24 protein-coding genes are annotated in these 25,071 nt (G+C 51.0%); 5 read left to right on the top strand and 19 right to left on the bottom strand.

What is annotated here, in order from left to right; translation table 11 throughout:
• Positions 1 to 82: 82 nt before the first annotated feature.
• The 4 genes from AC50Y5_RS08605 to AC50Y5_RS08590 all read right to left on the bottom strand — a co-directional run bounded on the left by AC50Y5_RS08605 (position 83) and on the right by AC50Y5_RS08590 (position 3,229).
• A complete protein-coding gene (locus AC50Y5_RS08605; protein ID WP_056028123.1) occupies positions 83 to 703 on the bottom strand; it encodes an immunity protein Imm33 domain-containing protein in 621 nt (206 codons plus the stop codon).
• The gene (locus AC50Y5_RS08600; protein WP_056028126.1) at positions 684 to 1,124 is read right to left on the bottom strand and encodes a hypothetical protein; all 441 of its coding nucleotides are present in this window, start codon (positions 1,122 to 1,124) and stop codon (positions 684 to 686) included. The genes AC50Y5_RS08605 and AC50Y5_RS08600 overlap by 20 nt, the downstream gene beginning before the upstream one ends.
• 162 nt (positions 1,125 to 1,286) lie before the next feature.
• Positions 1,287 to 1,634 (bottom strand): DUF1801 domain-containing protein, encoded by a 348-nt coding sequence (locus tag AC50Y5_RS08595; protein ID WP_056028129.1) that lies wholly within the window; start codon positions 1,632 to 1,634, stop codon positions 1,287 to 1,289.
• A gap of 122 nt (positions 1,635 to 1,756) precedes the next feature.
• Positions 1,757 to 3,229 (bottom strand): protein adenylyltransferase SelO, encoded by a 1,473-nt coding sequence (locus AC50Y5_RS08590; RefSeq protein WP_494859837.1) that lies wholly within the window; start codon positions 3,227 to 3,229, stop codon positions 1,757 to 1,759.
• Positions 3,230 to 3,408: 179 nt separating this feature from the next.
• On the opposite strand from AC50Y5_RS08590, the gene AC50Y5_RS08585 reads away from it, so the two are divergent.
• Positions 3,409 to 5,175 (top strand): Imm51 family immunity protein, encoded by a 1,767-nt coding sequence (locus AC50Y5_RS08585; protein ID WP_056028135.1) that lies wholly within the window; start codon positions 3,409 to 3,411, stop codon positions 5,173 to 5,175.
• A gap of 151 nt (positions 5,176 to 5,326) precedes the next feature.
• Here AC50Y5_RS08585 and AC50Y5_RS08580 read toward each other — a convergent pair whose 3' ends face one another.
• On the bottom strand, positions 5,327 to 6,553 hold the full coding sequence (locus AC50Y5_RS08580) for an amidohydrolase (protein WP_494859834.1): 1,227 nt from the start codon (positions 6,551 to 6,553) through the stop codon (positions 5,327 to 5,329).
• 118 nt (positions 6,554 to 6,671) lie between these two features.
• Here AC50Y5_RS08580 and AC50Y5_RS08575 point away from each other — a divergent pair, with 118 nt between their 5' ends.
• Positions 6,672 to 7,562: a LysR family transcriptional regulator gene (locus AC50Y5_RS08575; RefSeq protein ID WP_494859833.1), complete on the top strand. Its 891-nt coding sequence runs from the start codon at positions 6,672 to 6,674 to the stop codon at positions 7,560 to 7,562.
• On the opposite strand, the gene nikE is transcribed toward AC50Y5_RS08575, so the two are convergent.
• Genes nikE through nikA form a run of 4 tightly spaced genes read right to left on the bottom strand, consistent with a single transcriptional unit; the run spans position 7,519 to position 12,407 of the window.
• Positions 7,519 to 9,129 carry a nickel ABC transporter ATP-binding protein NikE gene (nikE, locus tag AC50Y5_RS08570; RefSeq protein ID WP_494859831.1) on the bottom strand — a complete coding sequence of 537 codons (1,611 nt, stop codon included), beginning with the start codon at positions 9,127 to 9,129 and terminating at the stop codon, positions 7,519 to 7,521. The two genes, AC50Y5_RS08575 and nikE, sit on opposite strands and share 44 nt — an antisense overlap.
• A gap of 13 nt (positions 9,130 to 9,142) precedes the next feature.
• Positions 9,143 to 9,946 carry a nickel transporter permease gene (gene nikC, locus AC50Y5_RS08565; RefSeq protein WP_494859830.1) on the bottom strand — a complete coding sequence of 268 codons (804 nt, stop codon included), beginning with the start codon at positions 9,944 to 9,946 and terminating at the stop codon, positions 9,143 to 9,145.
• Positions 9,943 to 10,881, bottom strand: coding sequence for a nickel ABC transporter permease (nikB, locus tag AC50Y5_RS08560; protein ID WP_494859828.1), 939 nt, complete (start codon positions 10,879 to 10,881; stop codon positions 9,943 to 9,945). Before nikB ends, nikC begins: the two co-directional genes overlap by 4 nt.
• A complete protein-coding gene (gene nikA, locus AC50Y5_RS08555) occupies positions 10,878 to 12,407 on the bottom strand; it encodes a nickel ABC transporter substrate-binding protein (RefSeq protein ID WP_494860676.1) in 1,530 nt (509 codons plus the stop codon). The genes nikB and nikA overlap by 4 nt, the downstream gene beginning before the upstream one ends.
• 219 nt (positions 12,408 to 12,626) lie before the next feature.
• Here nikA and AC50Y5_RS08550 point away from each other — a divergent pair, with 219 nt between their 5' ends.
• Together AC50Y5_RS08550 and msrA are read left to right on the top strand one after the other, a co-directional pair.
• Complete coding sequence (locus AC50Y5_RS08550; RefSeq protein ID WP_494859826.1) at positions 12,627 to 13,088, top strand: 2-thiouracil desulfurase family protein; 462 nt, start codon at positions 12,627 to 12,629, stop codon at positions 13,086 to 13,088.
• A gap of 109 nt (positions 13,089 to 13,197) precedes the next feature.
• Entirely contained in the window at positions 13,198 to 13,713 is a 516-nt protein-coding gene (gene msrA, locus AC50Y5_RS08545; RefSeq protein WP_056028160.1) for a peptide-methionine (S)-S-oxide reductase MsrA, read from the top strand.
• 119 nt (positions 13,714 to 13,832) lie between these two features.
• Here the strand turns inward: msrA and AC50Y5_RS08540 are convergent, their stop codons facing one another.
• The 9 genes from AC50Y5_RS08540 to AC50Y5_RS08500 all read right to left on the bottom strand — a co-directional run bounded on the left by AC50Y5_RS08540 (position 13,833) and on the right by AC50Y5_RS08500 (position 21,036).
• Positions 13,833 to 14,324, bottom strand: coding sequence for a hypothetical protein (locus AC50Y5_RS08540; RefSeq protein ID WP_494859824.1), 492 nt, complete (start codon positions 14,322 to 14,324; stop codon positions 13,833 to 13,835).
• Between the two features lie 103 nt (positions 14,325 to 14,427).
• A complete protein-coding gene (locus tag AC50Y5_RS08535) occupies positions 14,428 to 14,763 on the bottom strand; it encodes a hypothetical protein (protein WP_494859822.1) in 336 nt (111 codons plus the stop codon).
• A gap of 83 nt (positions 14,764 to 14,846) precedes the next feature.
• A complete protein-coding gene (locus tag AC50Y5_RS08530) occupies positions 14,847 to 15,179 on the bottom strand; it encodes a DUF3024 domain-containing protein (RefSeq protein WP_494859820.1) in 333 nt (110 codons plus the stop codon).
• 54 nt (positions 15,180 to 15,233) lie between these two features.
• Positions 15,234 to 15,503 (bottom strand): 30S ribosomal protein S14, encoded by a 270-nt coding sequence (gene rpsN, locus AC50Y5_RS08525; RefSeq protein ID WP_494859818.1) that lies wholly within the window; start codon positions 15,501 to 15,503, stop codon positions 15,234 to 15,236.
• Between the two features lie 85 nt (positions 15,504 to 15,588).
• Positions 15,589 to 16,815, bottom strand: coding sequence for a M20 metallopeptidase family protein (locus tag AC50Y5_RS08520; protein WP_494859817.1), 1,227 nt, complete (start codon positions 16,813 to 16,815; stop codon positions 15,589 to 15,591).
• 156 nt (positions 16,816 to 16,971) lie between these two features.
• Positions 16,972 to 18,207, bottom strand: coding sequence for a beta-ketoacyl-[acyl-carrier-protein] synthase family protein (locus tag AC50Y5_RS08515; protein WP_494859816.1), 1,236 nt, complete (start codon positions 18,205 to 18,207; stop codon positions 16,972 to 16,974).
• Positions 18,200 to 18,817 carry an SRPBCC family protein gene (locus AC50Y5_RS08510; RefSeq protein ID WP_494859814.1) on the bottom strand — a complete coding sequence of 206 codons (618 nt, stop codon included), beginning with the start codon at positions 18,815 to 18,817 and terminating at the stop codon, positions 18,200 to 18,202. The genes AC50Y5_RS08515 and AC50Y5_RS08510 overlap by 8 nt, the downstream gene beginning before the upstream one ends.
• Positions 18,818 to 18,866: 49 nt before the next feature.
• Complete coding sequence (locus AC50Y5_RS08505) at positions 18,867 to 20,186, bottom strand: FAD-dependent monooxygenase (RefSeq protein WP_494859812.1); 1,320 nt, start codon at positions 20,184 to 20,186, stop codon at positions 18,867 to 18,869.
• A complete protein-coding gene (locus AC50Y5_RS08500) occupies positions 20,179 to 21,036 on the bottom strand; it encodes a methyltransferase domain-containing protein (RefSeq protein WP_494859811.1) in 858 nt (285 codons plus the stop codon). Before AC50Y5_RS08500 ends, AC50Y5_RS08505 begins: the two co-directional genes overlap by 8 nt.
• 172 nt (positions 21,037 to 21,208) lie before the next feature.
• Between AC50Y5_RS08500 and AC50Y5_RS08495 the strand changes: the two genes are divergently transcribed.
• Entirely contained in the window at positions 21,209 to 23,125 is a 1,917-nt protein-coding gene (locus AC50Y5_RS08495) for a glycosyl hydrolase family 18 protein (protein ID WP_494859809.1), read from the top strand.
• A 295-nt stretch (positions 23,126 to 23,420) separates the two neighbouring features.
• Here AC50Y5_RS08495 and AC50Y5_RS08490 read toward each other — a convergent pair whose 3' ends face one another.
• A complete protein-coding gene (locus tag AC50Y5_RS08490; protein WP_494859807.1) occupies positions 23,421 to 25,070 on the bottom strand; it encodes a GTP-binding protein in 1,650 nt (549 codons plus the stop codon).
• Between the last annotated feature and the right edge of the window lies 1 nt (position 25,071).

The raw sequence follows: 25,071 nt of genomic DNA, 5'->3' as shown, positions 1-25,071 counted from the left end.
TCTACTAATCTAGCATGCTGAATTTACGCTATTTATCCAGAATAATGAAATATATTGTCGTTTGCAAGGGAAGTGGGCCATTCTACTCTTCCTCCACTACCTCTTCCCATGCAGCATCCTGCCCCTGCCTTTCAAACGCCGAGCCAAGCTCCCCCTTAAAAGGCACTAATAAACTAGCATCCCGGTCTACCATTTCATAAACCTGCACCCTGAAAATATTATCGGCGTTAATATAGCTGTCTTCCTCATCGCCTGCGAACAAACGCCAGCCGCTGTCCTGCTCATTGTCGCCAGCTTCACGGTACATCCAGCACACGGCATCGCCCTGCTCCAAGCATCTCCTAGAAACGAGCGCCATTTTTTCGCCATCCGCAAGCCATCTTTCATCGCCTTCCCGCAGGATCGTTCTGGCAATATGCTGCGGCTCGAACATTAGGCTGTCTCCTAGCTTCAAGGTTTTCAAATAGACTGGCTGGTTCGTCAGCACCCCGGTGTATTGCTCAGTCGCTTGGTTAAAGCCTGTAACCTCCACCCACATCCGTTCGGCTCTCGGCTCATTTTCACCCGGGTTTGCCAGTGTAAAATGCAATCGGACCCGCCTACCTACTTCTTGCGACCGTCGCTCCTTCGCAGGCGGGATAAAGAAGCTGTCTGGATACAGCTTGCTTGTCTGCTCTACATCTTCAAGCGTCCATTCCATCATTCATTCCCCTTTCTCTCTTATATTCTTCATATCCCCAAAAGGCTTCCTCTGTTCCGCCGTCCTCCAGCAGGATCATTACCGCATAAGAGATGATGCTCAGCCATTCCTCCATCTCCTTCGTTTGCTCTGCCGTAATGATGCCGTTACTCCGCAGCATGCCATCCGGCTCTACCGCCCAGGCTCTGCCCAAATGGCAAATGCTCCATAAACAGGCCATGATTTCACTGCTGACCGATTTACTCGCTAATTCGGGCGACAGCACATCAAGGATTGTCATTACCTCATGAAAATTATCCTCTACGAGCTGACCGCTAAAGGGGCGGAGCATGCCGAGAAACCCTTTCGTCATTTTCTCCTGCTCGATATCGTCAAACGCAAAGGCATGGCATTTTAATAAGAGTAAAGCGTCTTCCCTATTCATCGACCTCTCCTTTACTCTCAAGCTTCGCGCTGAAATAGAATTGTTTTTATAAAAAAAGCTGTCCCCGCACCAATCAGAAAGTTGTGCTGTGAGCTGCAATAGCCCCTCAGTTCCATTCTTGTGCTTGGACAGCTTTATAGGTTTCGGGCAAAAGGAAGAGGCTTAAAGCTCTTTCGACGCCTGCTCCAAATATTTCGTTAATTGCGAATAATCAGGGGTATCCTTTTCCTGAATTTTTATCGTTTTTCGTTCCTCAGGCCCTTCAAACAGCTCCGCTGGCAAATCCAGACTCGCCGTGTTGAAAATCGTGAAGGAAACCGCTTTTTTGGAAGGCGAAATGACCGCCGCATACTTGCCATTTTTCAAAAAGTGAGGTTTCTTATATTGCAGCCGCTCCTGAACGTCAGGAATGACCCCGTGTACGAGGCTGCGCAGCTGATTGGATATTTCCACCTGCCAAGGCACATCCAGCGCTTCTATAAAAGCAGTAATTTCTTCTGTTTTCGACAAAACGTTTCCACCTCTCGCCTATCAGATGAATTTCGACAATGATTCACAAGCTTGTTTTTTCCTGCTGTCGTTCCCTGAGTGTATTATGCAGGATTATGGAAGCGATGTCCATATTCGTGTATTTACGTTCCGCAATAAGTGCGGTAAGCACGGCCTGAAGGCTCAGGCAATGTCGCATATTCAGCCTGCTTTGGAGAATGTGCATACGGATCAGCTAGCACCTCAAGCAGCCGCTCCATTACACTGTAATCGCCTTTTACCGCTGCTTCCAGCGCCTCTTCTACCCGATGATTGCGGGGAATTACGGCAGGATTGCTGCTGCGCATGAGCTGATCCGCTTCCTCTACGGACTGCTCCTGCCTGCCCAGCCTATTCTGCCAGCGCTCATGCCACTCTGTATATTCGGTGCTGCTAAACAGAGCCGAGTCATCCGGCTTGTTAAACGTTAACGCCACAAATGTATTCGTATAATCCGCGCCATGCTTCTCCATCAAAGTGAGCAGGTCTTTCATCAGCTCGTCGTCCTGCTCCTCCTCATTGAAAATACCCAGCTTTCCACGCATGCCTGCAAGCCAATGACGATGGTATTGGTCTGTAAAATCAGCTAAAGCTTGCTCGGCAAGCTTTAGCGCCTGCACCTCATCATCATGCAGCAGCGACAATAGCGATTCAGCTAATCTTGCCAAATTCCAGACCGCGATGTAAGGCTGATTTCCATAGGCATAACGCCCCTGACTATCGATGGAGCTGAACACTGTCGCCAGATTAAAAGCATCCATAAAAGCACATGGGCCATAATCAATCGTTTCGCCACTAAGCGCCATGTTGTCCGTATTCATGACGCCATGAATAAAACCGACGAGCTGCCATTTGGCAATCAGCGATGCCTGACGCTTAATTACTTCCTGCAGCAAGGAGAGATAGCAATTGTCATCCCCAGCAATATGCGGAAAATGTCTTTGCACGGTGTAATCCGCCAGTGCTCGCAGCTCCTCTGCTGTTCCCCATTGCGCAGCAAATTGAAACGTTCCGACACGGATATGGCTCGCCGCTACGCGGGTTAAAATAGCACCCTGCTGCGTATCCTCTCGGTAAACAGGCTCGCCCGTTTTCACGACCGCCAAGCTGCGGGTAGTGGGAATACCCAGCCCATGCATGGCTTCGCTAATGATGTATTCACGCAGCATCGGCCCAACCCCCGCACGGCCATCTCCACCGCGAGAATAGGGCGTGCGGCCTGCGCCTTTTAACTGAATGTCGACTCGCTCGCCTGATGGTGATATTTGTTCGCCCAGCAGCAAAGCCCGTCCGTCACCCAAGCGGTTAAAATGTCCAAATTGATGCCCTGCATAAGCCTCAGCAAGCGGCAAAGCACCTTCGGGAATTTGGTTGCCTGCAAGCATGGCGACACCTTCATCATTTTGCAGCCCCTCAGCATTTAACCCTAGTGATGCAGCTAACGCTTCATTGCATACAATCAGCTCCGGTGAGCGCACTGGGGTTGGGTTTGTTGCTGTAAACAATCCGTCTGGCAACCTTGCATAGCTGTTGTCAAAGTTCCATCCGATATATATATTGGCTTGCTTCTCGCTCATATTCGATCGCCTACTTTTTCATCAATTTGCATGCTTCTTCATTATACTACATCTTGAAACTACATCCTGCATTCCCGCTTAGCCGCTTATGAATTAGCCAGCCGCCTTCGTCTCAGGATATAATTAACAATATATCATAAAAGATATGAGCATTTCATAATGAGGAGTGAAGCATACTTATGGACCAGCAGCTTCTGGCACAAATCAACCTTTGGCATGACGAAGAAGCATTCGAGAGCATCGTTGATCGATTGCAGCAAATCCCTGAAACCGACAGAGATTATGAGGTCATCATCCAGCTTGCCCGCGCCCTTAACAATACAGATCGTTACCGTGAGGCACTACAGCAGCTTTCCTTAATCGCCGAGCCAGGCAAAAACGACCCTTTATGGCATTTTCGCCAAGGCTATGCTTATTATTTTCTAGCGCGTTATGTGGATGCCTTACAAGCTTTTGACCTGTCCAGCCGCTTGGACCCCCAATCGGAACCAACCTTGGAGTTTTTGGAGTGGACCAAGCCGCTCGCTGAAAAAATGGTGCTCCAGCATAAGCGCTATGTAGAGGAAAGCACAGCGGTCGGGCAAAATCGCGGCACCGGGAATGACGCGCCCTTTGCCTCGTTCGATTTACAAAGCTTTTGGGAGGACAGCGATTACGCCCGCAAGTCTTATGTGCTGCCCCCTCCAACCACTGAGCTGATCTCATCCATTGAGCAGGAGCTTGGCTACAAACTGCCAGCCTCCTACATTGCTCTCATGAACAGCCAAAACGGCGGGGTTCCCGTCAATTGCCGTTTCCGATCGGAGGAGCCGACCTCCTGGTCAGAGGATCATGTCGCGATTACGGGCATTATGGGCATTGGACGCAATAAATCCTACACGCTTGGCGGAGATTTAGGGAGCCGGTTCATGATCGAAGAATGGGGCTATCCAGACCTTGGGATCGTCATTTGCGACTGTCCATCCGCAGGCCATGACGTCATTATGCTGGATTACCGCTTCTGCGGGCCAGAAGGCGAACCTGCCGTCGTTCACGTTGATCAAGAGGACGAATATAACATTACTTATTTGGCATGCAGCTTTGAGCAATTTATTATAGGGCTCGTTCACGATGACGTGTTCGATAGATCTGCTGAGGAGAAGGAAGCGGATCTGGTGAAGGTGGCTGAAGGCGCATTTTCCCCTTTATTGACTGAGCTTTGTGCTGCTGTGACGGAAACGGATAATCTGGAAGGAAAAATCCGGTCGATTTGCACCCAGATTACCGAGGAGAAAGGGTATTTCGTCTTTCAGGCTGACGAGCTGTCTACCTTGATGTATGATTTGCAATTTTGGCTCTATACGAAAACTTATCCGAATCCTGCACGGAAAAAATATATTGACGACTATGATAAGTTGATCGCATTCGGCGAAGGCGAGTTTAGCACAGGCGGCTATGCGCCAGCCTTTATTACGGACTGGCTCGATGATCGCATCAAGCTGGGAAAAATCATCGTAATGGATCGTACACTCGCCATGACGGATGAAGCTATCGAGCAGGTGCTTGAGCAGTTAAACGACTATGCAGTTCCTAACAATAAAGCAGTGCTTCATACAGAGTCTGACGGGATTACAGCACAATTGCAGCCTTTTATCTTTATTGACCACGATAATAAATCATGGTCTGTTATTCTAAATGCCGGTACCTACAAACAGGAACTGTTTGATACGAGGGTGGATGAAGGTTTTGAAGGCAGCGGCTATGACTGGAGCTCGCTCGCCGCTGTATTTTTGGAGGAAAAAATGCCTGAGCTTGCCGAGCATATCCACTTCGACTCAGAGGCAGATATGTTCTGCGTGTACGCCAGCAATCGGGAAGCCATGGTGAGTTTTGCATTGGCCTTCAAAGCAGCTTGCGAGGATCATGATTTAATCAGCGATCTATTTACTCGCGCCGAGCTGGATTAATTTTATGTAACGACTTGCCTTTATTATTAAGCGTTGCTAACTCCCTTTTGTTTCATAATCGGTAATCCAAAAATGCCCGATGCGCTCCTATAAAGAAGCCTTCGGGCATTTTTCCTAGCTTGTTAAGTTTATTTAGTTCGTTTTGCGAGAATTATAATATAGCTCCGCTCACCAAATTTCCTTTATACCACACGGCCTGCCGCTGCGCTTTTCGGGCAATAGCCTCCGCCGAGCAGCTTGCGTGAAGCAATACAAAACTGGCGGCATCGCCAACCTTAGGCCAAACCTGCTCGCCTTGAGCATTGAGCGGTGTAATTCCGCCTGTAATTAAGGCAAGAGTCTGGGACAAGGAGGCTTCCTCTTGGCAACCATACAATTCTGCGAATCGTCCTGCCTTATCCAGCAAATCCCCGCTCCCAAATGGCGACCAGTGATCTGTGAGGCTATCGGTTACCAGCTTCACCTTTACGCCTTGGCGGCCCAGCATCGGCAGCGGCATATTCATTTTCCCAATCGGTACCGTGGAAGCGATGGACATGCCAAGCTGAGCCATCCGCCCAGCCATTTCTTTTGTCTCCTGCGGCTCAGCGCCTGCAAACCAAAAGGCATGACTTACGGTTACTTTTCCGTGCAGATCCGCTTCTTCAGCCAGCTCCGCTAGGCGGTTCAAAGTTTGCCGACCAGCTTCGTGTCCATCATGCAAATGAATATCGATGCCCGCACCATGATAAACAGCCAATTCAATGATCGTTTGCAGCGATTTTTCGATATCGCCATCTACTGTATACGGATCTACCCCACCTACATGGGTAGCGCCTTCAGCCAGCGATTGTTTCACGAGCGCAACCGAATCAGAGCGAAGCAGGCCATGCTGGGGAAAAGCTACAATTTCGGCCGAAATTTTACCAGAAAACGTCTCCAAAGCTTGCTTCGTAGCTTCTAATCGCTTGAGTCCACTGACGGGTTCAATATTGCAATGGCTGCGCACATGCGTGGCGCCAAATCGTTGAATCAATGACAAAATACGCTCCGCTTGCAGCTTAGCCGTCGGCAGCAGCTTGGGTAATAAAACCTTTTCTTCCTCTATCCGTTCGAAAATACTCGCTACAGGCTTGACCGCTTTCCACGGGCCGCCAAAATAGGTTTTGTCTAGATGAATATGTCCTTCTTCAAACGAGGGCAGCAGCAATAAACCTTTTGCATCATATTTCGGTAGAGGGCTGATTAGCTCCACCCCATTCTCCAAAATTTCAGCAATGGTTCCGTTTTCTATCCGCAAATGGCAGCTGCGTGTCTTAGTGCCTGCTATCTGGCCAGCCTCAAACTCATACCCTTGCTCCAGCCTTGCATTGGTTAACCAATAAGATGTATTCACCATGTCAGCCCCGCTTTCCTATCCGCTTAAAACTATGGTAACATAGCATTCACTATACTAAAAATATTTAAAAAATTCGTTTTCCATACTTTTTTCGTTTGGAACGGGAAGGATTAACCGAATGGATATTCGCCAGCTTCGTTATTTCATCGCGATCGCAGAAGAGAAGCAAATTACAGCGGCCGCTGAAAGGCTGCATATGACACAGCCCCCGCTCGGGCAGCAGCTGAAAGGGCTGGAGGAAGAGCTCGGGGTGCAGCTTTTTGTAAGAAGCGGGAAATGGCTGGAGCTTACTGACGCTGGAGAGGCGTTATATAAGCGTGCCTTATTTTTAACAAAAACGCTCGAAGAGACCAAGCTGGAGGTGAAGGAAATTGGCAGCGGTACGCGGGGCAAATTAATGCTGGGAATTAATACGCTGTCATCCGTCGTTTTACCACAGCTGCTGCACATGTTTAAGGAAGCCTATCCGCTCATCACTTATAAAATCCAGCAAAATGAATCGGCCCAAATTGTCCGGCTGCTCAAGGAACGTTCCATTGAGCTTGGAATCGTGCGGCTTCCGCTGGAGCTAGTTGAATTCGAAGTGCTGGAGCTTCCTTCGGAGCCCTTTTATTTCCTGACCGCGAGCAATGTCCTGCATCCCGCAGACAAATGCTCCTACCATGATATTCAGCGTTATCCACTTATTTTACCTAGTGCGGAAGGGCTTGGACTATATAAAAGCATTATTCAGCAATTTACCGAACGCGGCTTGCAAGCCAATGTGATCGGAGAATGCTCCGATATTTCCCTATTGTTGAAGTGGGTAGCCTACGGGGATGGAGCAACCATTGTGCCGCAGTCCGTTCTTGAGCTGCATCAAGGCTATGACATTCAATCGTTTGCCATTTCAGACAGTGAACTGCATTTTGCCACTGGGCTCATCTGGCTAAAAGACCGTTATTTGACCAAAGCAGCACAACGCTTTATCGAATTAATGAAGCAGGAAATCGTTCATCTTCGATTGTGATTTTCCCATGCTCCAGCACCATAATACGGCTGCACATAAGCTGTACGGCTGCCAAATCATGCGAAATAAACAAGCAGGCAAAACCAAGCTGCTGCTGCAACCTCTGCAGTAGCTTTAAAATCTGGGCTTGGATAATCATATCCAGGCTGGCGGTCGGCTCATCCAAAATAATAAAGTCAGGCGCAATGCTGATCGCCCTGGCTATGCATACCCGCTGCTTCTGGCCTCCGCTCAGCTCATGGGGATATTGCCGCATGACGCTAGCTGGAAGTCCAACCCTATCAAGCAACAGAGCAGCCGCTTCATCCCGTTTATATCGGCTATCACCTAAAAATGCAGGTGCTTTGTCCTTGAATATATCGAGCGGCTCCATTAACGAATCCACAATCATCTGCCTCGGATTTAAACTGGCTGCCGGATTTTGAAATACCGCTTGAATACGTCCGCTTATGAACGACCTCGCAGCAGCTTTCCGGTTATGCAGCGGCATTTGCTGGAATAGGAGCAGGCCTTGGTCAAGCGGCTCCATAAGCATCAAGCATCTAGCCAATGTGCTTTTACCACTGCCGCTCTCACCGACCAGCCCTAAACATTCCCCTGCTTTCAGCGTAAAAGATACTTGATCCAGCACCTTCATGCCTTTGCCTTTCGGGTATGTTTTGACTAGATTTTGGGCGACGAGCAAGCTATTCGCTCTGCTGGCCTCTAGACTCCCCCCCTGCTCCCGCATCGTTTGCTGGGCGTCTACTGGCTGTAACTGTAGCATCAGTTCTCGTTCAGACTTTACGGTTGGTGATGACCATGAGCTGGGCTCAGCCGCAAGAAGCTGCTTCGTATAGGGATGGGTTGGCGCTTCCAGCACTGCCCGCACATTACCCGATTCCAGCATACAGCCCTCGCGCATAACAGCCACTTCATCCGCATAACGCCTGACATGCTTTAAGTCATGTGTAATAAACAGAATAGTGCAGCCGATTCGCTCCTTCATCTCCATGAGCAAACGGAGTATTTCCTCTCCCGTTGCATAATCCAGCGCAGTCGTTGGTTCATCGGCAATAAGCAGCTTTGGCTTAAGCAGCAGCGCTGCTGCGATGGAGACCCGCTGCAATTGTCCGCCACTCAGCTCAAAGGGATAGCTGTTATATACGCGCTCTGCCGGCAGACGCACCTCGCCTAAGCTGGACAATATTTGCACTTTCCGCTCCTTGCGGCCTAAGCGGCTATGCGCTTGCAGCGTCTCATCCAGCTGCTTCCCGAGTCGAATAAAGGGACTGAACATGCCCGCATAGTCTTGAAAAATATAAGCAATCTCCTTGCCCCGCAAGCCGCTTAGTTGTTGGGCTGGAAGCTCTGAAAGAGATTGCCCCTCGAACAAAATCTGCCCTTTCGTCATGCGCACAGCATGAGGCAGCAAGCCGCCAATCGCGAGGCCGGTCAGCGTTTTTCCGCTGCCGCTTTCACCAATTAAAGCAAGCCATTGCTGCTTTTCAATAGATAGATGAAGGTCATGAACAAGCTGCTGCTGCCCTGCGTTTAAGCTAAGTCCTGTTATTTTCAATATGCTCATTGCTTGTTCTCCTTTACTCTCTGCTACGTTTCACATCCAGCCGATCGCGTATCCGGTCACCCCACGCATTGGACAGTAGGACAACGAGCATAATGGCAAGTCCCGGTGCTAGCATTAAATAAGGGGCCTGGTGAAAATAGGCGCGGCCTTCATTCAGCATCGCTCCCCATTCTGGTGATGGCGGCTGAACGCCAAGTCCAATGTAGGAAAAAGACGCAATCATCAAAATGACTTTGCCCACATCCAGCGAAGCAATGACGATGACGTTACTGAACGTTTGCGGCAGCAAATGCTTGATCACGATATGGAGCGGGCTTAGTCCGTTCAAGCGGGCAATCGCTATATAATCCTTATGTTTTTCAGACCTAACACTATTGCGCACGATGCGCGAGTAAGCGATCCATTTGACCGCCGCAATGGCAATGATTAGATTGAATATATCCGGCCCTAGCAGGCCGCTTAACACAATGGCAATCATGAAATCCGGGAAGGCGAGGAAGGAATCCGACACCCGCATAAATAGGCGATCCACGAAGCCGCCCGCATATCCCGACAGCAGACCAACAGGAATACCGATACTCAGCGCTGCCACAAGCACGATCAGACTCGCGCCTATCGTATTCCGCCCTCCAATGAGCAGGCGCGAAAACAGATCTCTGCCCAGTCCATCTGTTCCGAGCCAATACTGTGCGCTCGGCGGCAGCAAGCGGTCATGAAGATTCACTGCATACGGATCATGCGGAACGAGGAACACCGAGAAAACAAGCACAGCAAAAAACAGCAGGGCCATATATCCTGCAAGGCTTACCTTTTTCATCGGCTCTCCCCTTTCAAACGCATTTCCGGGTTTAGAGCATGATTCGCCAAATCTACCAGCAAATGAATAAGCGTTACGGCAATTCCCATCACGACCATATAACCTTGAATGACCGGATAATCTCTGCTCTGAATGGCATCCACAATGAATTTGCCCATGCCCGGATAAGCAAACAGCACCTCAATGACAACCGTGCCGCCAAGCAAGCTGCCTATGCTGACACCGAACATCGTCACAACAGGCGTAAGCGCATGGCGAAAAGCATGGCGGAGCAAAATTTTTCTGCTGCCAATGCCGCGCGACCGTGCTCCCCTTATAAAATCCTGCGTTAAGCTGTCCATAAGACTGGAACGAATCAAGCGGACATAAACGGCTGACATCGTCAGACCGAGCGTCAGCGAAGGCAGCACAAGATGCCAGGGCGTCCCCGTTCCCATTGACGGCAATAAGCCCGACCTTACGGATAGCCCTTCTATTAAAAGAAGCCCTAGCCAAAAGCTAGGGATAGAAGTACCCATTACAGCAAGGAGACGGCTTGCGCGGTCAATGAATCGGTTGGGATAAAGGGCCGACAAAGCGCCCAGCGGCACCGCAATGAGCAATAAAATGAGCAGCGAGCTCCCGGCAAGCAGCAGCGTTACTGGCATTTTACGAAGCAGTTCCTCGCTTACGGGCCGATTCGTCATGTACGACTTTCCCAAATCGAGTTGTGCCAGCCCGGCAAGCCAGTTGCCATACTGAACCAATACTGGCTCGTTTAGTCCCAGCTCTTCCCTCTGTTGCTTGATTTCTGAGCTTGTGATGGCAACGTCATCTGAGCGAAGCATTTGCTTAACGGCATCTCCCGGAGCAAGCTTGACGAACAAGAAGCTGACGAAGGAGAGCAGCAAAATAAACAGGACAAGCTCTACACCCCTTTTCCAAACGATGCTCATTTCCCTTCCACATCCAATTGGTTCGTCAGCATATAATATTCGCTTTTACTCGTTACCCAGTTTTTCACCTTATCCCGGTACACAACGAGCGTATTCGGATGTACAAGGTAGGAATAGTACGTTTCTTCATCAATACGGGTAAGCGCCTGTTTGATTAAAGCATTGCGCTCATTCACGCCCACCGTTTGATCCAGTTCCTCAATCCAAGCGCTCAGATCTTGGTCGTTGATTTTACCGAAATTCAGCGAGCCCTCCGGCTTAAAGGCTACATTTAGAAAATAACTCGCATCCCCGCGCGGCGCAATTAACGGACTGTAGGTGCCCAAATCCCAATCGTCCTTCTCGAGCAAATAATCCTCATATTTATCGACTTGTGCGATCGTAATGGTAATGCCAAGCTCTCTCGCTTGCGATTGCAGCACTTGGGCCAACAAAGGAAATTCCGCACGGGAAGCGTACGTTACCAGCTTTAGGGAAAGCGGCTGGCCCCGCTTGGTCACCTTGCCCTGCTCGACCTCATAGCCTGCTTGCTTAAACCATTTGCGAGCAGCGTCCACTCCGCTTTCCTTCGGGTCATAGGCGGGCACGAACGGAAATTGTGGCAAAAAAGGACCGCTGGCGACCGTCGCTTGGCCGCCCATAATGTCGTCCTTGAGTTCATCGCGATTGACGAGCGCATCGAAAGCTTTGCGAACGTAGCTGTTTTGAAAATCCGCATGGTTCGTATTGAAAATAAGCTCATGCGTCCGCAAACTGACGACTGAATCCAAATGCAGGCTGGCGTCGCTTTTCATCGTTTCGATGCTTTCTACTGGCGGCCGGTACACAATATCTACATCCCCAGCCATAAGCGCTGACAAGCGGGCATTGGCATCTTCATTAAAGCTGAAGGTCGCATGGCTGAGCTTTGCTGCACCGTCCCAATATTCCTCGTAGCGATCCAGCTTTAGCGAGCTGCCCGAAGTGAACGCGGCGACTTGAAACGGACCGGTTCCAATTGGCTTTTTATCCGGCTCCGGTGCAGATACGTCAATAATCGCTGTATTCGGATGTACTAGCTCTGACGGAAACTGGGGAAACGGCTGCTCCGTCGTAATTTGCAGGCTTTGTCCGCTCGCCTCCATTTGCTTGATTTTCAAAACCTGCTTCACGCCCGGATTTTGCTCCATCGCCCGTTCTAGTGATAGCTTGACGGCATCCGCATCGAGCGCCTTGCCATTTTGGAACGTAACCTGCTCCCGGATTTTAAACGTCCAACGCTGCCCATCCGAGGTGCTCCACTCCTCCGCCAGCCAAGGCTGGATTTGAAGGTCTTCGCCCAGCTTGACCAGCGTTTCCACGACACCTGCTCGGAGCGGGGTATAATCCAGATGGGGGTCTATCGTTTGGCTCGCAAAGTTAAAAAGGAAGGTCAGCTCCTTCTCGGGCGGCTTGGCTTGTTCTCCGTTCGTGCTTGACCCGTTCGAACAGGCTGCCGCGAGCAGCAGCAAGCTAATGAGAAGAAATAAGGGAATGATTTTTCGCATAGGCAATGTAAGCTTACCTCCATATTTTCAAATGATACAAGATTACCTGCCTCATCGTACCTTAAGAAGCTATGAATGGTAATAGCCCGATCGAGCTATTGAAGCGCGGAAAATGTGACAATAATAAGCCAAGCCATCGTTCATTTACAGCACAAACATGCTGTGCTATGCTCAAATTTAGAGATTTTAAACTATGCAAAACAGAAAGGCGGCGTTCCCATGATCCTCGTAAGCTCCTGCCTCGCAGGCATGAAGGTGAGATATAACGGGACGGATTGTTTAGACGAAACCGTTCGCAAGCTGCTGGATGATGAGCAAGCGATAGCGGTATGTCCAGAGCTGCTTGGGGGCTTCTCCACCCCTCGGGAATCAGCAGAAATTGTAGGCGGGAATGGGGAGGATGTGTTAGCTGGCACAGCCTCTGTCATCGACAAATCAGGTACGGACGTGACGGACCTCTATATAAAAGGTGCATATGAAACGCTTCACCAAGCGCTTGAATTAGAAGCCACAGTAGTTGTGCTTAAAGAGAACAGTCCCTCCTGCGGCAGTACAATGATTTACAATGGACAATTTTCGGGTGAAAAGAAAGCTGGAAATGGCGTGACATCAGCGCTGCTCCGCCAGCATGGCATCAAGGTCGTTTCTGAAGATGGGCTGCAGGCTCTGACGCTCCCTTGAACATGAACGCCATTGCCTTTTGCAAAGGCTGATCACAATTGAATTTTTAATGCAGACAGGCTAAAGTTTAGCCTATCAAGTTTTTATAAGCGTCAAGGAGGAGTATGTTATGCAATATGCAACATTCGCGGGCGGCTGTTTTTGGTGTATGGTTACCCCTTTCGAGGAGCTGCCAGGCATTCATAGTATTATTTCTGGCTATATGGGCGGTCATCAGGAGAATCCGACTTATGAGCAGGTGAAAACAGGCGAAACAGGACATGCCGAGGTTGTGCAAATTGCCTTCGATCCGCAGCTGTTTCCTTATGAGCGTCTGCTTGAGCTATATTGGCCGCAAATTGATCCGACAGATGAAGGCGGACAATTTCAAGATCGCGGCAGCCAGTATCGCACGGCGATTTTTTATCATAATGAAGAGCAGCAGGCTTTGGCGCTCGCTTCCAAGCAGGAACTGGAGAGCAGCGGACGCTTCGACAAACCGATCGTAACGGAAATTCGGGCGGCAGATACGTTTTATGTGGCGGAGGAGTATCATCAAAATTTCCACAAGAAAAATCCGAAGCATTACAAAGAGGATCGCGCACAATCAGGCCGCGACGAGTTTATTGAGCAAAAGTGGAAATAAAGCTTGTAATAGCGGCATGAACATCAAACACCTCGTCAGGAAATTGCTGGCGGGGTGTTTGGCTTTACAGGCTTGCTTTCGTAGACCATACGTTAGACTGCATTGGAGTTCTCTCCTTGCTAGCCATTTGCCCGCTGCTGCTTATTAGCTACAGCGACAGCTTGGGCACAGCGCAGCATCAGCAAGCAAAAAGACCGGTTATGTCCAATATAAAAAGAGGACAGGTCATAGCGGTTCCGAGCCGGCTCGAACGTTACGAGCAGACGATGCTTCATCCGCTGCATCGCCAGCTGAATGAAACGCTCCGTCTGCTCACAAGCCGGAAATGTAATATATGCGTACAAAGAATGATCCTCCGGCTCATCCAGCGCACTAACGCCAGCGCATGAAAACTCCGTCGGTATGCCCTGCTCCTTAAGCAGCGTGAGCGCAGGAAGCAGCTCCGCATCGATCGCGACATGCCCCAGCAGCAGCGTTTGCTTTGGCCGCTTCGTTATTTTTTCACGCTCCAGCCAGCTGTGCAGCTCCCGCTCACGCTGCTGCCAGCGCTGTGCGGTATGCATGCTTATTACCTTTTCCGCTTCGCAGTCTAGAATTGTCTTCTGCGACATGCTTTCTCACCTTCCTCGATACATTTGGCATACGCCGAGTCTGCCCTTATCATTACTCAAAAAAGCTTACGTTACACCGCGATGATTTTCGGCTTATATTCGGTCAAGGCCTCTTGTATATGAGACTGGAGCAGCGAGCTGCCCTCAATAATCGCTTTACGCTTTGCCTTAAGCACGATTTGCTCCATATCCGCAAAGCTGCACCCAGCAAGCAGACTGGCGGCCCGTACATGACAACTTTGTTCGGAATCGGCACATCATGCTCCTCAAACTTCTCCTTCATGCCCATAATCGTGAAAAACTCTTCTACGATTTGCCGATTCATCGGCGGCAGCACGATGCGTTTCACCTTTTTCGCACAATCCTTCGGGCTGTAAAAGCTAGCCATATCCGTTCCCTTGGCTCTTGGCAGGCGGTGATTGCCCTGATTTTTGCTCATATTGGGAAGCTCCTTCGTTTCATGTTACACGTGAAAAGCCCGACATAGCGGTCGGGCCATTGCGCTAAATGGTGGCCTTGCGTTTAAGAAATCCAGAAGATGCCCTCCTGATCGATTTCAACCTGCTCCAGCTGCTGCTCGAAATGAGGATGCGGTGCAATCGCGGATGCTGGCCTCCAGCCGCCATTGCCGTCAGTGGCATACACATGCCACTGGCTTTGCTTCCATTGGAACTGGACGATAGGTGCTCCTGTCCATATCCGATTTTCAAAATCCGGAAGCTCCTCGGTCAAAGTAAGCCGATTACCCTCCCACTCATAGGTTAAACGAACAGCTGAACGCACATTCGGGGGGATTTTACGGCTAATGTAGCCGTCCAGTATTTTTTCCAGCCTGCGGGTCGTAAATGGGTCCATGCCCTCCCCCCTTTCGAACAAATTTTCATTTCCTTTTATATTGGCTTACCTACGTTACCAGCTTGCTTTCTTGATGCCGGGAATTTGCCCTTTGTAGGCAAGCTCGCGAAATGCGATACGCGACACTTTAAATTTACGCAAGTAGCCATGCGGCCTGCCCGTCAGCTCGCAGCGGTGATGCAGCCGGGTTGGCGATGCGTCGCGCGGAAGCTTGCTCAGTCCGATATAATCCTTGTTGTCCTTGAGCTGCCTGCGAAGCTCGGCATAACGCGCAACCGTCTCCTGTCTTTTTCTTTCCCTAACTACTTTTGATTTTTTAGCCATTCTTGTCGTCTCCTTTTGTTTATTCGTAAACTTTACGATTTATTATAACGCATGGGCTAGGTTTTGGAAAGGGGGTATGAAAGCCTTATTGGCTCACATACTCCTCCCCCGCCTGCTGCACCCATTGCACGAACAGCTTTGCCCCTTCCGTCAGCACCTCTTCATCTATATCGAATAAGGGATGATGCACCGGATACACCGTTTTGGCTGTCGGGTTGGCTATGCCAATAAACGCGAATGCTCCCGGCACCTCGTGTACATACAGCGCAAAATCCTCCCCAGCAAGGCTAGGCTTGTCCAAAATAACAACCTTATCGTCACCCAAGGCGATTCGCCCAGCCCGAACAGTCAGTTGAACGGCTTCTGCATCATTAAGCAGCGGCGTTCCTAGCCGATATTGCGACGTATAGGTGCCGCCATATGTACTGGCTACGGCATCTGCTCTCTTTTCCAGCAACTGATGTATTTGTGCAGTCAGATCTGGGTGAAAAACGCGATACGTCCCGCTCAGCTTGCTTTCCCCCGCAATGGCATTAATCGCAGTACCAGCGTGCAACGTACCGAATGCGAACACCTTCGTCTCCCATGGGTCCGTTTCCACTGCAAGCGCAAATTTAACATCAGAAACGAATTGCACCGCCATCGACAGCGCATCTACAGCCAAATGCGGCGTACTATGATGACCGTTCAATCCTTGAAAAGCGATATGGAAATGCGAGGATGCCGCCATCGCCTCCTTGCGATGTATGCCAACAACGCCTGTAGGCAGCTCGGGCCACACATGCAGCGCAAAGCAAAGGTCAACGCCGTCCAGCACCCCAGCCTCGATCATATCTCGGCCTCCGCTTATCATCCGCCCATCTATTGGGCTAGGAAGCGCACTTTCCTCCGCAGGCTGAAACACAAACTTAATCGTTCCGGACCATATGTCTCTGTGCCGACTGAGCGTTTTAGCTGCTCCGAGCAGCATCGTCATATGGGCATCATGCCCACAGGCATGCATAGCCCCTTCGCTTGTTGAACGATAGGCAAACGTATTTTCCTCCGTGATCGCCAAGGCGTCCATATCTGCTCGCAGTACGATCGTCGGTCCCGGCTTATCGCTGGTGAGAATACCTACAACGCCTTTGCCAAAATGCTTTCCGACATGCCGTTGAACCTGCAAGCCCCATTCCGATAAATAATCCGCTACCTTTTCTGCTGTTCGGTCCACCTCGAATAATACCTCGGGATGCTTGTGAAAATCTCTGCGCAGTGCGATCAATTCCTCCCGCAACGTGTCTACATAGGCAAGAGCAGCTTGTGCATTCATAATAATGGCCTCCTTATATAGAAATCTTTTTTTATCCTAGATCGACATACGCAAAAAAGCGGAAACATCCCTTGTAAAAGGATGTTTCCGCTTGTACGGTCAACTCTATTTTCAATAATAGGTATGCCCTAGCCATAAGTCAATGCCCGGTACATTTTAATACTGGCGAAAAGCAAGCACGGCGTTGACTCCGCCAAAGCCGTAGGAGTTGGACACCGCAGCAGCGGACTTCACCGCACGAGGATTTTTGACGACCAAATCTAGCTGCGCCTCTGGGTCGGGCTCGTCCAAATTCGTAGTTGGCGGCAGCCAGCCATTGCGCAGTGCTAGCAGCGTAATGGCCGCCTCAATAGCGCCTGACGCTCCAAGCGGATGACCGTACAAGCCTTTCGTGCCGCTGACGGCTACCGGATGATTGCCAAACACTTGGCGTATGACCCGCGATTCCGTCACATCATTGAGCAGCGTCGAAGAGCCGTGGGCATTGACATAGTTAATGTCCTGCGGCGCCATATCCGCGCTCGTCAGCGCCTGGCGCAAGGCCCGTGCTGCCTGCGTGCCGCATGGCAGCGGTGCGCTCATATGATGAGCATCGTTAGTCAGTCCGAAGCCTGCCAGCTCGCCATATATTTTCGCCCCTCGCGCCCTTGCATGATGCTCCGCTTCAATAACGAGCACGGCGCTGCCCTCGCCCATGACGAAGCCGTCGCGATTGCGGTCGAATGGCCGGCTTGCCACATCCGGCGATTCATTGCGAGTAGACATCGCCCGCAGCATGTCGAAGGCGCCGAAGGAGAGCGGTGCAAGCGGGGCTTCCGAGCCGCCCGCCATAATGACGTCCGCTTCGCCGCGCCGGATCGCTTGCAGCGCCCGGCCAATGGCGACGGCACCGGACGCGCAGGACATCGCGTTCGTCTCATTTAAGCCTGTCATGCCAAATTCCATGGCAAGATTGCACGAGGCAGCGCCGCCGAAGACGGAAAATCCGAGCGTCGGCGATACGGCCCGGAAGCCGCCATTATGATAGCGGCTGCACTGCTCTTCCGCATAGGCAATGCCGCCCAGTGCGCTGCCCATAAATACGCCCGCCCGATCCGCATCGAGATCGGCGGGATTCAGACCAGCGTCGCGCAGCGCCAGAGCGCCGCTGGCAACGGCAAGCTGCGAATAGCGGTCCATGCGATGCGCACGCTTTTTATCCATATAATGCTCCGCTTGAAAATCTGGAATTTGTGCAGCTATTCGGCTGCGCAGCCCTTCCGGTACAAAACGCTCAATTTCCCTCACTGCGCTTTTCCCCCGAACTAGACCTTCCCATAACTGCTCCACGCCTGCGCCAATCGGCGTTACACAGCCTATTCCCGTTATGACCGCTTTAATCGCATTAGCCATTGCGCCCACCTGCCTCTCTTTGTTGAAAAATGGCTTGCTCTGCTGCTTCGTTTGCAAACTGCTCAGCTACCTGCTCTCTCAGTGCCTCCCATTGCAGATCCGTCCATTGCTGGGAATCAGGGTGTTCTTCTTGTATGGCTTGTTTCTTGGCATCCAGCGCGGCTTCGAGCTCGGCCTGCTGCTTCAAGCCTTGCAGCGTTCTCTCCGCAATGGCATAAACGAACCAATTGCCGATAAAACTGGCGAAAAGCCTGCGGCTCCATGGAGGAGCATTCCAGCGATGCACGATCGATACGGAAACCTTCTCGCCAGCCGGTACAATGCGCCATTCCACCTCCATGCCTTTCGTCACACCGCGCACATGGCGGTAGCCAACCATCAGTTCTTCCTCGCTGACTACCATTTCACTTTCCCACCATACCGGCCACTGAAACCGTTTGAACGGCCGAACAGCAGCCATTTTGACGAGCCCTCCCCGCTCACTGCCGCCATAGCGGAACTGGATCTGGCGATAATGCGGGAGCAGCTGCGGCCAATTTTCGATTTTCCGTGCATAGTGGAACGCGGTCAACGGCTCACAGCGCATCGTTACCTCGTTGTAGGTATGCATGTATTTCAGTCCTCCTTGTATGTACATCAATTTACAAGCAACCCTATCTTTACAAGCAATCGCCAATCACTGCTACAAGGCGGCTACGGGCGGCTGGCAGCGAGCCAAGTCCGCGCAAAGCGGAGTGCCACAGCAGCTCATGCCTGCTCGTCCATTCGATCAGCTTCTGCAGCCGAATAGCTGGAGCGAAGCGGCTTTGCTGAATCGCTGCATAATGAACGAGCGGCGCATCGCTGCCGCTCTCCAGCGCTTGCAGCAGCAGCGGCGCAGCAAGCTCAGCACTGCTAAGCGCGCGGTAAATGCCTTGGCCTGTCAGCGGATCGTAATAACCTGCGGCATCGCCTATGAGCAGCAGCCCTCCTTGCTGCGTTGCCCGCACCCGGCGGTCAAACGGCCCACAAGCGAGCACCTCGCCTGTGCAAGCCGCCCCCTGCAAGCGCTCGGCAAGCTCAGGCAGCTCTCCTGCTTTTCCCAGAAGCCAAGCGCTGCGCCTCTCCTTGCTCGCAACAGAAGCAGCCCTGTTACCCGCTTCAGCAGAATCAGGAGCTTTTCCCCTTGCATTGACTTTGAACGATGCGGCTTCAAGCATCGCAATTTCCGTATCTGTATCTCTATCCGTATCCATATGACCAGCTACTTTCTTAACTGCTCCGCTTTCTTTCAAATCTGCGGCTAAAGCTGCCGCACTCCCGCTCCCTGACAGCTGCGCCAGCGTCAAATTGGCTTCGCCGCCGCCAATCGGCGCCAGCCCAACAACGATGCCGCGCCCGGTGAACAGCTCAACGCGTGGCTGCAACTCCCGCACACCGCTTACTCGCGCTGTGAACGCTGTTTTGCGCAGCGGGCCGAAGCTGCTCAGCCCCGCGCAGCGGGCCACTGCCGAGCGAATGCCATCCGCGCCAATGATGAGGCGCGCCCGAAATTCGGCAGCTGTCCCCGCTGCGGAATATGCGACGACGCCAGCCACTCGGCCCTTCTCCCAAATAAGGCGCTGCACCCGCATTTGTTCAATGACCTGCGCACCGGCCTCGCAAGCATGCAGCGCAAGCGCATAATCCAGCTTTTCGCGGGCGCAGGCCATTCCGAATTGGCCTGCGGGAAAAGCTGCCAGCAGCTCCGCCTTCCCGCTTGTCAGCCGCCAGCCATGGATGAGCGAATGCTCCATGCTGCTGCGGATCGCTGCAAATTTGCCAGCGGGCAGCACGCGCATAAGCGCGGCGACTGCGCCTGGATTCAGCGACTCGCCGCAGGGTTTGCGCCGCGGGAGCGATTCTCGCTCCAGCAGCAGCACCTTTACACCCGAGGCAGCTAGCAGTGCTGCCAGTACGCTGCCGGCTGGCCCCGCACCGACAATGATAACGTCATGCATGGCATACAAGCGCCAAGCGAAATGGAAAATGCCGATGCACGACGGCGGGAACACCGGCCTGTGCCAGCAGTTCCTTCGCTTCTTTCGCGGTATAGGAGCGCTGGACGGACATTGGCCCATCATGCTTCGTCACCGGGCTGCGCCAGATGAACTTCGCGAGCATCCGTGCGGACAGCAGCGCCAGCTGGTGCCGCTCCAAATCGGTTACGACCCAGCCGACCCGCGCTACCCGGTCGATTTCCCCCAGCATGCGGCTCGCTTCCCCGTCATCCAAATGATGCAGCGCCAAATTGCTAAACACGATGTCAAAGCTGTTATCCTCGAATGGCAAAGCCGTACCATCCGCTTGCAGTACCTGAATGGCCTTTTGATGAGCGGTGCGTTTCCCCGCAAGCTCCACCATTTTAGGATGGATATCGACGCCGACAATTTCGACTGCCATACCGCGCTTGCTGCACCATTTCTCTAAAGCCATCGGAATATCCGCTAGCCCTGTCGCCACATCGAGCAGCTTTATTTTCACCCTATCGCCTTGCACAGAACCAGGCCCTGACCCGGTCCATCCCCTCTGTTTTCCTTGCGAATTCTGCGCTGCTCCTTGCTCTAGTCCTGTTCTTTGCTCCAGTACTGCTCTTTGCTCTAGCCCCGCCCCTTGCCCAAATTTCAGCTCCAGCTCCTGTGCCCGCCGCGCGATAGCCGTCTGTCTGAGCAGCCGCTCCAGATGCTTGAACAGCACCGGATTGCCGCCCAAATAACGATTGACCTGCCATACCTCGGAGAGACTCCTCTCCAGCTCCTCCAGCTCCACCTCTTCCTCGTCGAGCTTTTCCTTCGCATACAGCCGCTTCATAACTGCCACCTCCTGCTTTGCTGTCCTTATTGTTATTGTTTTCCACCTTTTTTATCCACCCATATTTATTTCATTTTTTTACCTGATGGAATAAGGCAGCTGTCTTCGCAACCTCCAGCCTCCCGTTGCGTCTAATAGAGTAGAGAAACTAGAGGAGAGTGATAGAACGATTATGAAATTCAAAATGAGAAAGCTGACCGCTTTGCTGGTGCTGCTTATGCTGAGCCAGGCTTTTGCTGCGGGAAGCAGCATGGCCGCGAGCTCCGCGACGAAGTACCGGGTGTATCAGAACGATGCGTCGCTCAAGGAGTTTGCAACCGAGAAGCAGGCGATTGCCTATGCCCAGAGCTTTGCCTACAGCCATGTCGAGCAAATAGCGGGCCGGGTGTGGGTATGGGACAATTTCCCGAGGTATAAGGTATATCAAGGCGGCGCCTCCAATCCCAAATGGGAATATCGCACCTACGAGCAAGCACAGGCCGCAGCGAAGCAGCTAGGTCAAGTACATATTCGAGATTTGCAGCAGCCGGGCTGGGTGTACGAATCTTATGCCAAATTCCAGCTCTATCAGGGCGAAAATACGAAAAACAGCTGGGGCTTTGCTAATCTTGCAGCCGCTAAGAAGGAAGCTGCCAATTGGGGCAATGCCCATATTATTAAACGTTCCACGAATGAGTGGGTATGGGACAATGTGACGGCTGCGCAAAAGAAAGAGCAGCGTGCAGGCAAAGCCGTGTACACGATCACGAAGGATGGCGGGCAAATTTCCGGCACCAAAACATACGCTTACCTCTATGACGCTGTTCAAGCAGCAGCTAAGCAAGAGGGCAGTGAAGTAACCAATACTGCGAAAGGCAAGGTCGTTTTCTCAAATGTACGCAGCTATGAAGTACAGCAAAACGGCAAAACCGTAAAAGCTTTTATTAGTATGGAAGCCGCGATACCCTTTGCCAAAAAATATGCAGGCGCCGATGTCGTATACAATAACGTCGTCTGGTGGACCAACAAGCCTTATTTATCCGTTTATCAAAACGATAAAATCATTAAAAGCGTACACACCAAAGAATCCGCCGTCACACTCGCCAAAAGCTACGCGAACGCCACCGTTCGTAACGCGGATGGACGAGTATTATGGAGCAATGTCACAAAGCTGATTTATATGGGCTGGAATGGCTCTTCGAACAGCCAGACGATTTTGGGGCATGTTGCGGGGACACAAGGGCTCGATATTGATTCACCGACTTGGTTCGAGCTAGGCGATGCGAGTGGCAAGCTGAACGATATGTCCGATGCGGCGACGGCCAGTACCTTGAAGGCGCAGGGCATTCTCGTCATGCCGCTCCTGCACAACCAGTTTGATAAAAAGATGACGAGTGCCTTTCTTGCCAATTCGGCAGCTCAGTCTGCTTTCATTAACAGCCTTGTCACCAAGCTTGCGGCCCTTCGCGTCTATGGACTCAATATTGATTTTGAAGAGGTAGCTGGAGCAGACCGGGCAAGCTATACCGCTTTTGTTAAAGCACTCACGAAAGCTGTTCATGCCAAAGGCATGAAAGTATCGATCGACCTGCCGCGCGGCAGCGCCAGCTGGAATCAGGCAACGGCGTATGACCACACTGCACTGTCAGGCATTGTCGATACGATTATTATTATGGCTTATGACGAGCACTGGAGCACAGGCCCGGAAGCGGGCTCCGTATCCAGCTTGGCTTGGGCTGAAGAGGGAGTTAAACAGTTTCTGGATTACGGCATTCCCCGCAAAAAGCTGATGCTCGGCATTCCTTTCTACGTTCGCGAGTGGAAGCTGGACAACTCGGGTGTCCTCATCAGTAATCGTGCGATTTATATGAAGGAAGTGCCGCAGCTCATTAAAGATACGAACGCTGTAGCTACGCCGGATGTAGCATCCGGTCAAACGAAATACACGTATGTAAAAGATGGTTTCACCTACGTATTCTGGGCAGAGACCGCTTCAACCGTGCAAGCCCGCATCAATATGGCGAAAAAATATGATCTCGCAGGTGTTGCAGCGTGGCGCCTTGGCTACGAAAGCGCCGATTTGTGGACGATGATGCTGCGTTTGAAATAATTTGTTTTTTTTACTTAATTATTGAGAAAGGTCAAGCTACGGGCTAATAGTCCCTTGGCTTGACCTTTTTTTATGAAAACTGTATTAGTTTGGCTACACTTAAATCCTTGAAGCTGCTGGCCTATCATACTATACTACTCATCACATACTACCTCTACATGAGAATCCTATAACATCTTATATACATAAGCAGGAGAAGCCGCCCACCAATTAGTGGGAGGGCGGCTTCTCGAGTACGGTTTTATATTAACCGTTCTAGGCTTCTCTTGATATCCTGACCGAATTCAACAAGAAACTATACTTGAATGAGAGCCTTCACAACACGTTTTACGGCATCATTGGCCGCTTCCTCGATCGAAGAGCTGTTTACAGCAACATCGATTGGCAAAAAGGCTTGGCCGATTATTTCTTGCGCAATGGCTTGATCGTTGTCGTTCGCAGAACCGGCCAGTACCAATGCAATAAGTCCCGCATCATTTAGCAATGTCGCATAACCCGCGATTTGCCGCACAGATTCTCCTAAGCTGTTATCGATTAGCATCGTATGATAGCCTCTCGCTACCAACCGTTTCTCGATTCCCTTCGCAAGAGCCAAGTTGCCCGAAACTGATCCAGGAAGCCAAAGCGTTAATGGCTGCTGTCCTTTTTGCTGGGCACGAACATCTCTTGTGATTTCCGTATCGATCTGGCCCGCACTATCAGAGCTTTGAAGAGCTTCGTCAATGACGCCGCAAGCGGATGTCATATTCGTTACACGATCGATGAGAATAAATCCACCGATGCTTTTATTTTTTTCAAACGCATCAAAAACAATACCATCCGATAATGAAATTTCACATTTAGCCACTTCATTCTTAACCACATGATCGGCTGTAACTGTATTGCCTGTATTAATATCAATTTTGTAATTAATCGCCGTCACAGTACCAGGAAGAACCTTTGTACCTACCTTCACCAGAGCATTTTTTCCCGGCGTCAGGACAGAATCATCCATCCAAAGAATCGTGGCGCTAAAGCTGTCGGCCTCTTGGAGCTGATTGTCCTTCGTAAATACACAACCTCGTGAAACGTCGACTTCCCGATCTAATTGAATTGTGACAGGTTGTCCGGCATGAGCCGAATTTCTGTCTTGGTCTGTTACAAAGATTCGTTTAACCTTCGCCTTCTCACGGCTAGGCAGAGTTGTCAGTTCATCGCCAACTGCGATGCTGCCGGCTTCAATCTGACCTTGGAATCCGCGGAATGTGTGGTCTGGCCTGCATACCCGCTGAATGGGCATCATAAACGGCTTCACGTCATCATTCGAATGAACATCAACACCCTCCAAATAGGGTAGCAAAGGAAGACCCTTGTACCAAGGCGTATTCGGCGATTTCTTCGTAATGTTATCCCCTTCTGTTGCAGAAACAGGGATCACCTGAATGCTTTCAAACTGGAATTCAGCGGAGATGCGAGAGAAGTCTTCTTTGATTTCATCAAAAATCTTCGTATCAAAATCCACCAAATCCATTTTGTTTACCGCCAACACCAGATGCTTAATCCCCATGAGGGCGCAAATCCGGGTATGGCGCTTCGTTTGAGTAATAATCCCTTTCGTTGCGTCCACCAGAATAATGGCAAGATCCGCAAAAGATGCGCCTACGGCCATGTTGCGTGTATATTCTTCGTGCCCCGGCGTGTCCGCTACTATGAACGAACGGTGATCCGTCGTAAAATACCGATAAGCGACATCAATCGTAATCCCTTGCTCACGTTCGGCTATCAGCCCGTCAAGAAGCAAGGAGTAGTCAATTTTACCGCCGCGGCTGCCCAGCCTGCTGTCCAGCTCCAATGCTCTCTCCTGGTCGGCGAACAAAAGCTTAGCCTCATAAAGCATATGTCCAATCAATGTGGATTTGCCGTCATCCACACTGCCACAAGTAATAAATTTAAGCAGACTCTTCATC

This window comes from Paenibacillus sp. JT22N7 (assembly GCF_059383875.1).
The sequence above is the reverse complement of the archived record's forward strand: the minus strand, read 5'-3'. Positions and strand labels throughout refer to the sequence as shown.

Coding starts and splice junctions, on each gene's coding strand:
- AC50Y5_RS08600 (WP_056028126.1), bottom strand. CDS start 1,124: ATGAATAGGGAAGACGCTTTACTCTTATTAAAATGCCATGCCTTTGCG.
- nikA (WP_494860676.1), bottom strand. CDS start 12,407: ATGCGAAAAATCATTCCCTTATTTCTTCTCATTAGCTTGCTGCTGCTC.
- AC50Y5_RS08575 (WP_494859833.1), top strand. CDS start 6,672: ATGGATATTCGCCAGCTTCGTTATTTCATCGCGATCGCAGAAGAGAAG.
- AC50Y5_RS08515 (WP_494859816.1), bottom strand. CDS start 18,207: ATGGCTAATGCGATTAAAGCGGTCATAACGGGAATAGGCTGTGTAACG.
- AC50Y5_RS08605 (WP_056028123.1), bottom strand. CDS start 703: ATGATGGAATGGACGCTTGAAGATGTAGAGCAGACAAGCAAGCTGTAT.
- nikB (WP_494859828.1), bottom strand. CDS start 10,881: ATGAGCATCGTTTGGAAAAGGGGTGTAGAGCTTGTCCTGTTTATTTTG.
- AC50Y5_RS08585 (WP_056028135.1), top strand. CDS start 3,409: ATGGACCAGCAGCTTCTGGCACAAATCAACCTTTGGCATGACGAAGAA.
- nikC (WP_494859830.1), bottom strand. CDS start 9,946: ATGAAAAAGGTAAGCCTTGCAGGATATATGGCCCTGCTGTTTTTTGCT.
- AC50Y5_RS08500 (WP_494859811.1), bottom strand. CDS start 21,036: ATGAAGCGGCTGTATGCGAAGGAAAAGCTCGACGAGGAAGAGGTGGAG.
- AC50Y5_RS08535 (WP_494859822.1), bottom strand. CDS start 14,763: ATGAGCAAAAATCAGGGCAATCACCGCCTGCCAAGAGCCAAGGGAACG.
- msrA (WP_056028160.1), top strand. CDS start 13,198: ATGCAATATGCAACATTCGCGGGCGGCTGTTTTTGGTGTATGGTTACC.
- nikE (WP_494859831.1), bottom strand. CDS start 9,129: ATGAGCATATTGAAAATAACAGGACTTAGCTTAAACGCAGGGCAGCAG.
- AC50Y5_RS08495 (WP_494859809.1), top strand. CDS start 21,209: ATGAAATTCAAAATGAGAAAGCTGACCGCTTTGCTGGTGCTGCTTATG.
- AC50Y5_RS08530 (WP_494859820.1), bottom strand. CDS start 15,179: ATGGACCCATTTACGACCCGCAGGCTGGAAAAAATACTGGACGGCTAC.
- AC50Y5_RS08510 (WP_494859814.1), bottom strand. CDS start 18,817: ATGCATACCTACAACGAGGTAACGATGCGCTGTGAGCCGTTGACCGCG.
- AC50Y5_RS08490 (WP_494859807.1), bottom strand. CDS start 25,070: ATGAAGAGTCTGCTTAAATTTATTACTTGTGGCAGTGTGGATGACGGC.
- AC50Y5_RS08550 (WP_494859826.1), top strand. CDS start 12,627: ATGATCCTCGTAAGCTCCTGCCTCGCAGGCATGAAGGTGAGATATAAC.
- AC50Y5_RS08505 (WP_494859812.1), bottom strand. CDS start 20,186: ATGCATGACGTTATCATTGTCGGTGCGGGGCCAGCCGGCAGCGTACTG.
- AC50Y5_RS08520 (WP_494859817.1), bottom strand. CDS start 16,815: ATGAATGCACAAGCTGCTCTTGCCTATGTAGACACGTTGCGGGAGGAA.
- AC50Y5_RS08590 (WP_494859837.1), bottom strand. CDS start 3,229: ATGAGCGAGAAGCAAGCCAATATATATATCGGATGGAACTTTGACAAC.
- rpsN (WP_494859818.1), bottom strand. CDS start 15,503: ATGGCTAAAAAATCAAAAGTAGTTAGGGAAAGAAAAAGACAGGAGACG.
- AC50Y5_RS08540 (WP_494859824.1), bottom strand. CDS start 14,324: ATGTCGCAGAAGACAATTCTAGACTGCGAAGCGGAAAAGGTAATAAGC.
- AC50Y5_RS08580 (WP_494859834.1), bottom strand. CDS start 6,553: ATGGTGAATACATCTTATTGGTTAACCAATGCAAGGCTGGAGCAAGGG.